Source organism: Flavobacterium reichenbachii (assembly GCF_002217435.1).
Lineage (GTDB): Bacteria > Bacteroidota > Bacteroidia > Flavobacteriales > Flavobacteriaceae > Flavobacterium > Flavobacterium reichenbachii.
The window spans coordinates 110,186-125,002 of the sequence record NZ_MUHF01000003.1; the positions used below are offsets into that span (position 1 = coordinate 110,186).

At 33.7% G+C, this 14,817-nt stretch carries 1 protein-coding gene; it reads left to right on the forward strand.

What is annotated here, in order from left to right; genetic code table 11:
• Window positions 1–26 precede the first annotated feature (26 nt).
• Window positions 27–14,813, forward strand: coding sequence for an SDR family NAD(P)-dependent oxidoreductase (locus B0A68_RS03855; protein WP_035684579.1), 14,787 nt, complete (start codon window positions 27–29; stop codon window positions 14,811–14,813).
• The last annotated feature ends 4 nt before the right edge of the window (window positions 14,814–14,817 follow it).

A 14,817-nucleotide genomic window follows, 5' to 3' on the forward strand; every position in this document is an offset into this window, starting at 1 on the left:
TCATAATCCAAGAACAAAACATTAGAATGAAAATAAGAAAATTTAAAAGTATTTTTTCCGGAGATGAATATTTTTTTACAGACCATGAAGTAAATAGCATGAAAGTATTACCTGGCGCTGCATATTTGGAATTAGCCAGAGCAGCAGGTGAAATTTGTTCAGATGAAAAGATAACCTCAATTCATAATGTGAATTGGATTGATATGCTTGAAAGTAAAACTAATGCAACCAAAGTAGAAACTAGGATTTTCGAGAATAAGGGCGTGTTATCTTATGAAATTTATGATGTTACCCAAGAAAAGGAAAGAATTGTAACATCTGGATATTTTGGTACAGCAAAATTAAAAGAAGTATCTCCTTTTAATATTGACTCCATAAAAAAAAGACTTGAAAATTTTAAATCTGGAAAAGATTGTTACAATCATTTTAAAAAAATAGGGATTTTATATGGAGCGCAATTAAAGGGAATTCAGGAATTATATTATTCAGATCATGAATCATTGGCAAGGATTGAATTGCATACTGCAGCAAATTCTCTTGTACTCACTCCTGAAATAATAGACAATGCTTTTCAGGCCTGTGTAGGTTTTAACTTTAGTGAAGAAAAGGGAATTGAAGTTCCATATAGCGTGGGAACAGTTGAAATTCATGAAAATTTAGACACTGAAATCTGGGCTTATATAAAGAAAGACAATCAGAAAGCAAATATTAATTCATATACTATACAAGTTCTGAATGGAAAAGGCGAATTATTAGTGAGTTTAAAAGATTTTGTTACACTTCCAATTCAAAAGGAAATAGACAAAAAAGAAACAGCAATTATTTACCATCCAGTCTGGAGTCGTTTGCCAATTATACATAAGCCAATTAAAAATTTGAAATCTGCACTCCTGATTACTGGGAAAGGAGCTAAAGATGAAAATTTTTTACACCAGTTACAATTAATTTTGTCTTTACAGTCAACACAAAGTACCATTTTAGAGGAGGTGCCTGACATCATTTTGGATGATACGGATATTTTTTTATTGAACGGTCTTTTTTCAACTGGAGATAAAAATTCATTTCTGGGAGCCGAAATAATAGTATTTGAACAAATAAAAAAAATACAAGCTGCTTACGGCAATAAATCTGTACGATTAACAGTCCTGACTTTGAAAACAGTACAGGTTTTTAATCAGGATTCTTGTGAAATTTATGGAGGAGGAATAGCAGGACTGATAGGATCGTTTGCGAAAGAGCAGACGAATTGCCAAGTTCGATTGATTGATCTTTCATCATTAGAATTAAAAAGTGGCGATATAGAAAAAATTAATAATTTCCCGTATGATTATAATGGAGAAATTATTGCATTTAGAGAAAATTTCTTTTACCAGCAAAAACTATATCCCATTACGCTTAACACCTCAGACAATAGCAAATTAAAACAAGATGGAGTTTATGTTTTACTAGGAGGATCAGGAGGAATAGGACAGGTGACCAGCCGCTATTTAATGCAAAAATATAATGCAAGAATTGTTTGGTTAGGAAGAAGTCCTTTGACGTCTGAAATTCAGTTGGCACAAAAACAATCCGCTGTAAATGGAATAGAGCCGCTTTATATTTGTTGTGATGCAAATGATGCTGTAAGTATGAAAAATGCTTATCAACAGGTTAAGCTAAATTATGATCAGATTAATGGTTTATTCCATTTAGCTATTGTTTTGCATGACAGGCTTCTGACCAACATGACGAGTTCGGATTTTGAGAAATCATATTTTCCAAAATCTCTCGGGAGTCATAATTTTATCGAGTCTTTTCAAGATAAAAACCTCGATTTTATCTGTTTTTATTCTTCAGTTCAGTCTCAATGGAGTGCGAAGGGACAGGCAAATTATGCATCAGGCTGCAGTTACAAAGATAGTTTGAGTCGTTTTATTAACCAAAACACCAAAATACCTTGCTATACCATAAACTGGGGATACTGGGGAGAAACAGGAATTGTGAGTTCGCAAAATTATCGTGAGAGCATGGCTGCTTTGGGAATTGGGAGTATTACGGCCTCAAAAGGAATGAAAGTTTTGGAGGAGACACTCAAACAAAATTTAAATCAGATTATAGCCGTAGAACTGAGTGATCAGATTAAATACCCAATGTATAATTTGGTTCAAAAAGAGGCAATGACCTCAATAACAGTTGAAACAGAGTTGGATGTTCAGTTAACCGATATTAAGCTTTATGATTATAGTGAAGGGGTTGAAGAAGCTTTTAGACAAATTTGTGTCAAAATAGTGTATCAGAAGTTATTAGAGTTTGGAATCGGAAATGGTACCAAAGTAAATACTCTCGTCGAAGAATTAGATATACAGCCAAAATATCGCAGATTGCTCACCGAGCTTCTAAGGGAATTATGTGCCGAAAACTATATACTAATTGCAAACGATGAAATTACCATAACTGAAAAAGCCCAGCAGGAAATTAACTTATTCAATTTTGATAAAGCACTTAGTACTTTCGTTATCAATAATAGTCAGTATAATTCTTATGCTAATCTTTTAAAAATATGTATGGCATCTTTTAATGAGATCTTACTTGGTTTTAAGAATGCTACCGATATAATTTTTCCTTTTGGCAGTATGGAACTTGTTAGTGATGTTTACAATAGTGGAGATCAGTCGGATTATTTTAACCAAATACTGTCAGAATCTGTTACAGATGGAATAGGAAAATTAAAAACTTCTCATAAAATCAGAATTTTAGAAATTGGAGCAGGAACAGGCGGAACCAGCCAGTTTATGTTTGAAAAACTTAAATCTTGCCAGCAACAAATTGAATATGTATATACTGATGTTTCACAAAGTTTTCTGTTGCATGCTGAGCAAAATTTTAAGGGAGATGCTCCATATCTAAAAACACAAATTTTTAATATTGAAAAATCTCCGGAACAACAAGGTTTTGAACTTGGAAGTTTTGATGTAGTGATTGGCTCGAATGTGGTACATGCAACAAAAAATATTGCAAGTACTCTGAAAAATATCAAACAGGTTCTTAAAAAGGACGGTGTTTTGATCTTGAATGAGTTAGCCAAGACAGAACTTTTCAGTACACTGACATTTGGACTTCTTGACGGATGGTGGAATTATAACGATGATGAGATAAGACTTGAGGGAAGTCCCGGACTCTCTTCTGAGAATTGGAAAACGGTTTTTAAAGAACTAGGTTTTAATAAGATTCAATCTAATTCTTGTACAGCACATTTACCACAACAAATCATTACATGTGTAAGTGATGGTAATATTACATTTGATTTGAATATTGTTGATAAAACCTTACCACAGCTGTCAAAAGTAAATAATACTATTACAGTAGAATTGGATCAAGAAAAATATAAGCTTAAAGTAACCACATATCTTAGAAAAATCTTTTCAAAAATTCTTAAATTGGAAGAAAGCCGAATTGGTCTCAATACGCCATTTGCGGCATTGGGTGTTGATTCGATCCTAATAGGAACACTATCGAAGGAATTATCAAATGAATTAGGAGAGGTATCTGCGACAAACTTTTTTGAATATGGAAATATAAACGAGCTGGCGGTTTATTTTTTAGAGAATCATATCGAATACTTTAGGGAAAATGAAGCATCAGAACAGCCTCAAAAGAAAATTATAGAATCTTCTGAAGAAAAACCTTTCTCTAAAGTACAAGAAAAGAAAGAAGAAGAAGTACAAGCATTAAATAACAATGAGCCAATCGCTATTATTGGAATTAGTGGTAAATATCCGAAAGCCGATTCAATTGAAGAGTTTTGGGAAAATTTAAAATCAGGCAAAGACTGTATTACCGAAATTCCGACTGAAAGATGGAATAATGAAAATTATTATGATACTGAAAAAGGGAAAGACGGCACCATTAACAGTAATTATGGCGGTTTTTTAACCGGAATAGATCAGTTTGATCCTTTATTTTTTAATATATCCCCACTAGATGCAGAAAGAATGGATCCGCAAGAGAGACTGTTTTTACAAACAGCCTGGGAGTCTATTGAGGATGCAGGATATGCAGTAGAGAAGTTAGCCGAAAAGAAAACAGGAGTTTACGTTGGAGTAATGTACGAGGAATACCAATTATTTGGTGCTGAAGAATCTTTAAAAGGAAACCCTTTAGTTTTAGGAGGAAGTGCCAGCAGTATAGCCAACAGAGTTTCATATTATTGCAATTTTAGAGGACCAAGCATGGCAGTTGACACTATGTGTTCCTCTTCTTTAACAGCAATTCATTTGGCATGTAATGACTTAAAGTTGGGTCATACACAAGTGGCAATAGCTGGTGGAGTTAACATCACAGTACATCCGAACAAATATTTGATGCTGAGCAGAGGCGCTTTTTTATCCAATAGAGGGAAATGTGAAAGCTTTGGTATTAAAGGAGAAGGCTTTATTCCTGGTGAAGGAGTTGGTGCGATTGTGCTAAAAAAACTTAGCGACGCACTGTTAGATGGAGATCGTATCTATGCGGTTATAAAAGGTTCATCTGTAAATCATGGAGGTAAAGCCAATGGATATACGGTACCTAAACCAACAGCACAAGCTGATGTAATTAGCAGTGCAATTAAAAATTCAGGTGTAGACCCCAATGATATAAGTTATATTGAGGCACATGGTACAGGCACTAGCCTGGGGGATCCGGTAGAAATAGCAGGTTTAGAAAAGGCATTTGGAACTGCCAAAAAGCAATTTTGCAGCATTGGTTCTGTTAAGTCGAATATTGGACATAGTGAATCTGCAGCAGGAATTGCTGGAGTAACAAAGATTATATTACAGCTTAAGCATAATTTATTAGTTCCATCACTACATTCTACAGAATTAAACCCCAATATTAATTTTCAAAAAAGCCCTTTTAAGGTACAGCAAAAACTGGAACAATGGAACAAGATAGATGATAAGGCAAGGCTTGCTGGTATTAGTAGTTTTGGTGCAGGGGGAAGCAATGCACATCTTATTATTGAAGAATTTACAGCTCAACCTGCCAGAGTAGAGACCAGCAAAGAAAATCTGATTTTAATATCGGCAAAAGATACAGAGCGCTTGAGAGAGCTTGCCTATAAATTACAAAAATTTGTTGAATATAGCGAAGACGTAAGTCTTGATGATATTGCCTACACTCTACAAGTTGGAAGAACTGTAATGAATGAGAGATTAGCTTTTGTAGTGGCTGATAAAGCACAACTTATACAAAAAATAGAAGATTATATTGCGGGAGACAAGACAAACCTGATGCTTGGAAATTACGCTTCAAGTGGTATCGATTTACTAATTGACAATGAGGCAGGGAAAACTTTTGTAGATACAATTATTAAAAATAATGAAATAAGAACTTTAGGACAACTATGGATCAATGGGGTTACCATTGATTGGAGTTTGCTTTATAATTACCAAAAACCCAATAAAATAAGCTTGCCCACTTATCCATTTTCCAAAGAAAAATACTGGTTCCAGTCCCTCAAGATGAATGTATCCTTAGCGACGAATACTAAGCATCTTCTCTTACATGAAAATACTTCAACCCTATATAAATTGGGATTTACAACGCACTTTACAGGTAAAGAACAGGTAATTGAAGACCATATTGTAAGAAAAAAGAAAATCCTTTCCGGAGTTGCTTATTTAGAAATGTGTCGAGAGGCAGGAGCACGTGTAGCTCAGGAGAAAATATCTGTTATTAAAAATGTAGCATGGTTGCGTCCGGTTGACATAGACGATATTGCAGTAGCAGTTCATACTAATCTTTTCCCTTTAGAAAATGGATTGTCTTTTAGTATTTATTCAACAGAAGATATTGAACACTGCACAGGTCTGTTAACTTATGATATACCAGAAATCAAAGAAAATTTTAATTTGTCTAAAATTAAAAGCAGGCTGAATCAAACTAAAAAAGGATCAGATTGTTATGATTTTTTCAAATCTCTTCAATTAGAACATGGTCCAAGCTTCCAAGGTATTCAGGAGTTACATTTTAATAAAAATGAGGCACTTTCTAAGATAACGCTGCCATTAAATGGGCAATATGTTCTACAACCTGGAATTATGGACAGCGCTCTGCAAACCTGTGCAGCTTTTAGTTTTAATAAAGAGAATATATCATTGTTTTTACCTTTTAGTTTAAAAGAAATCTCTATTCATGCTGAGTTAAAAGAAACAGTTTGGTGTTATGCTATTAAAAATGAGACAGAAAATGAAGACAGAATTAGTAGTTATACATTATTTATTTTGAATGAATCCGGAGAAGTACTGGTTAGTATGAAAGATTTTGTAACGCTTCCTATTGTCAATAATGATGAGCAAGAACAGACTTTATTTTATACAAACGTTTGGAAAAATGTACCATTAATCCAGAATAGTAATTTAGAGATTAATAAAAATAGCTCCCTGATCATTCTGGGAGAAGATTCTGAATTTGAAAAAAAAATAAGCGAATATTTTACAGAAGAGATTTTCAATTTTCAAGAGCCTAATGAGTACGAAACCTTTTTCAGACTGTTGAATCTGATTCAGAAAAAAAATAAAAGTAAGATTCCAGTTCATCTTATATTGCTATTTGATGTGGCAAACGAGATAAAATTCAGTTTTTTAACAGGATTGCTGCGTACAGCAAAAATAGAAAATATTAACCTGGATTTTAGAATAATAAGTTTAACAGGAATTAAAAACAGATCTGCAGAACATGTTTGTAATATTATCCATGAAGAATGTTCACAAGAAGCATTGGAAGTGCGATATGAAAATGATCTGAGAACAGTAAAAGTTTTAAAACCTATCCACTTGCAGAGTGATAACTATATTAATCAAATAAAAGAGGAAGGCCTTTATGTTATAGCTGGAGGATCTGGAGGGATAGGAAGAATAATTGCAACAGAAATAAGCAAGACAAAAAAAACTAAAATTATTCTTTTAGGTCGTAGAAATGAAATAGGGGATTTGCCAGATTGCATAAGTGATTCTGCCAAAATTAGCTACTTGCAGTGTGATATAGAGAATAGTATACAAGTACAGAATTGTATTGAAAAGATAAAAAAAGACTTTGGAGCCATAAATGGAATAATTCATAGTGCAGGAATAATTAGAGATAGTTTTTTAAATGATAAAACAAAAGAAGAAGCACAAATTGTCCTCAATGTAAAAATCCAAGGAGTCAAAAACCTAGATGAAGCTACAAAATCTGAAAAATTAGATTTTATGCTTTTATTCTCTTCAATAGCGAGTATTACAGGAAATGCAGGACAGGGAGATTATGCAGCATCAAATGCCTATTTAGATGCTTTTTCCCTATATCGTAATGAAATGCGGGATAATGGTGAACGATACGGAAAGACTATAAGTATTAACTGGCCATTATGGGAAGAAGGCGGCATGCAATTACCGGATAGCATTAAGAAAGAAGTGAAAAAATCATGGGGAATAGTTTCACTTGGTAATAATAAAGGTATAGCCGCTCTGCATAAAATACTTAACACTGATTTTAATCAGGTAATTGTTTATTATGGAATAAAAGACATAATAGAGAAAAGATTGTATACGACTCCTAGAAACACAGATATCAAGGTAAGAAATAGTTCCAAAAATGTTAACTTCGAGACATGGCGTGATAATGATTTAAACTCTAAAATTGAGAACAGCATTCTTGCCATCATATCAAAACTAATCAAACTCGATCCAGATAAAATCAAGAAGGAAGAAGAATTTGGCACCTATGGTTTTGATTCGGTTTCCCTAACGAAATTTGCAAATGAATTAAGTCAATTGTATAAATTAGAGATTACCCCGACGGTATTTTTTAATAGTTCAACAGTCTTGGATTTAACCGTGCACCTAATTGAAAATTACGGAATAGAAATAGGTTTGACCTATGAAATTGAAAAAAGCAATGAAACAGTATCGAATCAATTTTCTGAAGATAATAAGAAAACAAATGAGAAACGAAGCGGCTTGATTTTAGCAGAAACTCCTCGATTCACGAAGAGTAAGATAATTGAGTTCGAACATCAGCAAGAAGATCCAATTGCTATAGTTGGAATTAGCGGAAGATTTCCGGGAACAAAAAATTTGGAGGATTTTTGGAATAGTATCAAAGAGAATAAGGATCTAATAACAGAGATCCCGGTAGAGAGATGGGATTGGAAAGCTATTTATGGTGATTCATCCAAAGAAAAAAATAAAACTAAAGCTAAATGGGGAGGTTTTATTGAAGAAATAGGGACATTTGACCCTTTATATTTCAATATTTCTCCAGCTGAGGCAGAACTAATGGATCCTCAACAACGCATTACGCTTCAGGCTGTTTATAATGCCTTGGAAGATGCAGGAATACCAGCAAGTAAAATTAAAGGTACAAATACTGGAGTATATATTGGATGTTCGAGTTCTGATTATAAAACGCTAATAGCAAAAAATACAGACATCAGTAACAGTACGCTAGCGACTACTGGAAATTCTCAGTCTGTTCTTGTTAACAGAATATCCTATTTGCTTGACCTTCATGGTCCAAGTGAGCCAATTGATACAGCTTGTTCAAGTTCATTAATAGCAATCCACAGAGCAATTGAAAATATACACAATGGTGACTGTGAAATGGCAATTGCTGGCGGAGTGAATGCTTTGCTAACTCCGGAACTCACTTTGTCTTTTAGTCAGGCAGGAGTATTGAGCGAGGATGGAAGATGTAAAACATTTGATGAAAAGGCAAATGGATATGTACGTGGAGAAGGAGTAGGTATCGTCATTTTAAAAAAATTAAGTAAAGCAAAACTCGATGGAGATCCTATTTATGGACTTATTAAAGGATCTGCTGTAAACCATGGAGGAAAAGCCAATACAATGACTTCTCCAAACTCTAATGCACAAAAAGAATTACTATTAAAAGCCTATCGTACAGCAAAGATAGATCCAAGAGATGTTGGATACATTGAAGCACATGGTACAGGTACACATTTAGGAGATCCGGTAGAATGTGAAGGACTGAAATTAGCATTCAAACAACTTTATAAAGATAATGGATTGCCATTGCCTTCTGAGCCGCATTGCGGTTTAGGAAGTGTGAAAACAAATGTTGGGCATCTTGAGGCTGCTGCGGGAATAGTTGGTTTGATAAAATTGTTATTTGCAATTAAAAATGAGACCATTCCAGGAAATGTCCATTTAGAAGTTCCCAATCCTTATTTGAACTTTACTGACACGCCATTTTATCTTCAAAAGGAGACTACAAAATGGGAAAGAAGACAGGGAAAGCCAAGAATTGCTGGAATTAGCAGTTTTGGAGCAGGAGGAAGTAATGCACATATTGTAATAGAAGAATATATTCCTGAAAAAGTAGTACATATTAAGGAAGAAAAAGGACCATTTCTAATTTTGCTTTCTGCAAAAAATTTATCGAGATTAAAAGAGAGGGTTAAGGATTTACTAAATTATTTTGAAGAAAAACCAAATCTTAGTTTGCAAAATGTAGCTTATACTTTGCAGGTAGGTCGTGAACATATGGACGAGAGATTGGCTTTTGAAGCAGTTGATTATCATATGGTTATTGATGTTCTTTCAGCATATTTGGTCGGTAATAATGAAAACATTACAACCGGTAATATTCGGAAGCCGGCTCTTGATTTTCGATTAAAAGATATTGAAGAAAAGGAATATGCTGATAGTGTGTTAGAACAAAAGGATTTTCAATCTCTAATTCGATTATGGATAAATGGTGTTGCTGTTGATTGGAATACTCTTTATGATAACAATTTCACTCCAACAAAAATTAGTTTGCCGACTTATCCTTTTGAAAAGAAATATTTCTGGGTAAGCACCTCAGATAATGGTATTGCAAATCAAACATATGCAGAAAAACTTCATCCTTTAGTGCATCAAAATGAATCTACTTTAATAAAGCAGCATTTTACAAGTACCTATTTTGGTGATGAACCATTTTTAAGAGATCATCAGGTTAATGGAGAAAAAATGCTTCCGGGAGTAGCTTATTTAGAATTGGCAAGAGCGGCAGGAGCATTATCTCTAGATAAAAAAATAACAGGACTCAGAGATGTTACATGGTTGACTCCCATAAGTGTAAAAGGGGTATCTGAAAAGATAGGTATTACTATTCTAGAGAAAAATGACGTCATTGGTTATGAAATTTATAGTGAATCTGAAGGAAACTTAAAAATACATAGTCGAGGAAAATTCCAAACAAAAAATGAGGGTTCAAAGAAGAAATTTGACCTTACATCTTTAAGAGGAAAGCTCACGAATAATCGCGATCAGGAGGATTGTTATCTTCATTTCAAAAAATTAGGACTCGATTACGGCGAAACCTTTCAGGGAATAAAAAAGTTGTATTACAGCGATTCTGAAGCTTTATCACAAATTATACTTCCAAAGACAGAAGAAGGTTATTTATTACCTCCCGGAATAATGGATTCAGCACTTCAAACGTGTGCAGGATTTAGTTTCTTAAATAACATGCAAGGTCAGGAATTGCCGTTTAGCGTTAAAGAGGTTAACATATTTGATTCCCTTCAAGGAGAATTGTGGTGTTATGTTGAGAAATCACAAAATAAAAATAACAAAGTTTCTTCTTATCAAATCCATCTCTTAAACAGCGAAGGAGAAGAAGTACTGAACTTTGTTGATTTTACAGCATTACCAATAAAACAGTTACAACAATCAATTCTGGAGAGCTCTGCAAAAGTTCAATTATATCACTCTGTTTGGAAGTCAGGGATTGAAAGTAAAAGGCAAAATGAATGCAAAACTATTGTTTTACTCAATGAAGGTAGTTTATTACTGGCGGAAAAATTACAAGAAGAATTAGAGATTGAGGTGATGTTATTTTCTTCTGCTAATGAGATTGAAAAATGGTGGGAAATAAGCACTATGATTAAGAAATACAATAATCAGGGAAGCATTCAATTGTTACTTGTGTATCAAAACAGTGATTATTTACAGGTTGATTTTCTGAGTGGATTATTAAAAACTGCCAAATTGGAGTTTCCAAAAATAAACGGAAAATTATTAGGTTTAGATTCCATAACTATTCGGGATTTGGACCAAATAACAGGATATATTGAAGCTGAAATTGGCAGAGATGAAGATGAAGTAAGATATGTAAACGGAGTACGAGAAGTAAAACAGACAGAATCTTTTTTATCAATAGAATCTGGTAAAGAATGCAGAATAGAAAAAGATGGAGTTTATATAATTACGGGGGGATTTGGCGGACTTGGTCAGATCATGGCAGAATATATTACTAAAACAGAAGATGTACGTTTAGTGATTCTTGGAAAATCTAAGCTGGATGCAAACCGTAAGGTTCTGTTAGAGAAATGGAATAATGCCAGCTACTATAATTGTGATCTCAACAATAGGGAAGATGTTTTTAAATGCATCGGGGAAATTAAGCAAACTATTGGTGCGATAAAAGGATTGATTCATTGCGCTGGGACAACTCAGGATAGCTTAATAGTAAATAAAACAAAAGAAGAAATTGCAACTGTTTTTGCTCCTAAAATAAATGGAGTAAAATTCTTAGATGAAGCTACACAATATGAAGCATTAGATTTTATGGTGCTGTTTTCGTCCATAACTGCTGTAATTGGAAGTGCAGGTCAGGGATGTTACAGTGCTGCCAATGCTTATCTGAATAGTTTTGCAAGACATAGAAATGAACTGGCAGCAAAAGATAAAAGGAATGGGCATACGATTAGTATTGACTGGCCATTATGGGAAGATGGCGGAATAAAAATGGCAGATCAAAACAAGGTTTTTCTGAAAAAGAAATGGGGTATGGAGCCTCTTCCAGCTCAGGAAGGTGTGATTGTTTTTGAAAAATTATTAACATGCGATCTTGATTATTGCATCATAACTTTTGGTGAATCTCAAAAAATAGAAAAAGCACTAATTTCTAATCAGACTGAAAATCAAATTATTCAAGTAGTCCAAGAGGCAAAACATTCAGTAAAAGAAATCCAAAAAATTCTCAAAGAAATTTGTGGTTCACTTTTGAAAATCGAAGAAAAAGATATCGATATAGATGTTGATTTTACAGAATACGGGGTAGATTCAATCATGATGATGAGTATTCTTAATGCTCTCGAAGAACGTTTTAAGACTGTTATGGAACCAACTATTATTGTGAATTATCCTACTATTGAATTACTAGCTGATTTTTTAGAATCAGAGAACATAAAAAAACCGTTAGTTGATCTTGTTTCTCAAGAAATGATAAAAGAATCATTTTTAGAAAAGGCAGATTTTCCAGATATCAAAAAAAGTACTGAAGAAACTAAAAAAATCATAACAGAAGAATCCTCTGAAAATGAAAAAAAAATAGCCATTATAGGAATGGCTTGTCATTTACCCGGATCAGACAATATCAAAGAATTTTGGGACAATCTTAAAGCAGGAAAAGAGCTTATCTCAAACACACCTAAAGAACGTTGGGATATGAGTGATTATTTTTCTGAACAAGAAGAACTAGATAAAACCTACACAGATAAAGGAGGTTTTATAAATAATCCAGGATTATTTGACGCTGTATATTTTAAGATAAGTGATGATGAAGCACTTTCAATGGATCCGCAACAAAGACTTACCCTAGAACTGACACGTCAGTTAATAGCAAATTGCGGCTACAATAAAAAAGAAATAGCTAATTCTAATACGGGTGTTTATGTTGGAGCAAAAGACAATAATTATGTACGTAATAATTACCATTTACTTCCCAAAGGAACGCATCAAAATGTAATTGTGAACAATATCAGTAATATGATTGCTGCAAGAGTTTCTGATTTTTATAATTTCAAAGGAGCAAGTATGGTCATTGATACCGCTTGTTCAAGCTCACTTGTTGCTATTCATCATGCTTGCGAAGATATTTTAAATGGAAAAATTGAAATGGCAATTGCAGGAGGTATATCGATACTTGTTGATGCCTTTGGGCATATTGCGTTTAGCCAGGCAAAAGTGTTATCCAGAGATGGACATAGTTATGTATTTGATGAACGGGCAGAAGGATTTGTTTTAGGCGAAGGAGGAGGATTGGTTATGCTGAAAGGATATGAGCAAGCCAAAAGGGATGGAGACAATATACTGGGTGCCATTATAGGCTCAGCAATAAATAATGATGGGAAAACAATGGGATTAACAGTACCCAATAAAGAGGGGCAGAAGGAAGTAATTCAAAAAGCATTAGACAAAACATCTATCTCTCCTGAAAATATTTCCTATTATGAAGCGCATGGCACAGGAACACTTTTGGGTGATCCGATCGAGGTGAAGGCGGCAACGGAAATTTATCAGCAATACTCATCACAGAAAGAATTCTGTGCTCTTGGATCAGTAAAAAGTAATCTAGGACATAATATGACTGCTGCGGGAGTAACCGGTCTGATTAAGATTTTACTTCAAATGCAATATGATCAGATCGTACCCACAATAAACTGTGAAAACCCACATCCAAGATTTAAGTTTAGTCAGTCGCCTTTTTATCCTAATACAAGTTTAAAAGATTGGAATGTAGAACATAAAATTGCTGCTATTTCAAGTTTTGGTTTTGGAGGAACAAACTGTCATTTGATTATTGAAAATAATAAGAATAAAACTGAATCTCTGCGAAAACCATTAGTAGTTGAACGACTTTCAAATAAATCATATTGGCTTGGTGAAGAAATAAGGGAAATAACTAATAAAGAGCCATTAGTAAATTCGCTAAGTGAGGTATTTTCATATCAGGAAGCTTATTTGAAAGATCATTTAATAAATGGCAATCGAGTACTCTTAGGAACAACTTTTTTAGGATTGGTAACTAATCTGTTATTTACAAAGTCGGAAAAGGCGCTTGTTTTATCTCGCATTTTATTTAAAAATCAAGTTATTTTAAATAGTAATGAGCAAATTAAAATTGCGGTCAGTTTAGCAAATGATACGTTTAGTGTTTCAAGTGAAAGTACAGATACAGATTCTATAATTGATATTGCTGAAGGAAAACTAGAAGAAAATCTTCTAATAATGCCTCTCAATTGCCTTTCTGAAATTAAGATACTAAAGGAAAATGCAGCTTTGACCTTAGAGAAAGAAGCTTTTTATCAAAAAGATCTGGAAAAAGGAATTATGCAAGGAGAAAGCCTGCGGGTTATTGAAAAAATTTTTATTGGAGAAAATAAGAGTCTGGCTGAACTAAGACTTCCAGAACAGGAGGGAATTCATGAGTATAAGCTAATTGATCCAGTGCTATTAAATGGCGGATTGGTAACAGCACTGGCATTGATTAAAGATATGGATACTGCTTTTCTTCCATTAATGATAAAGGAATTGAAAATATATGAAAAAATACCTAAACAATGTTTCGTGATTGGAGAAATTGTAAAAACGAACAGGGAAATTATTGAGGCTGATTTTAAATTTTACTCACTTAAAGGAGATGTTATTGGAGAGGTTACTGGTTTTGTGTGTAAGAGAACAATTTTTACAGATTCAGAAATTACCAAATTATCAGAACATAGTGAAGAAATTAAGAAAGAACAGGCCGAGTTGTTTTTAAGAAGAGTACTGCAAACGAGCAGTTCCAAAGATATTTCGAGAATATCATCCGAAAAGAATTTCATGGATATGGGAATAGATTCTTCTGAACTAATTGCATTAGTTAAAATTATGGAAGAAGAGCTGGGTGCAGAATTATATCCAACATTGTTCTTTGAATATCAGAATTTAAAAGAACTATCTGAATATCTCGAGGAAGAATATCCAAATCGATTCTCTTCTAAAATAGTACATGAAAAAATTATCAACCATCAATTAAGATAAACGA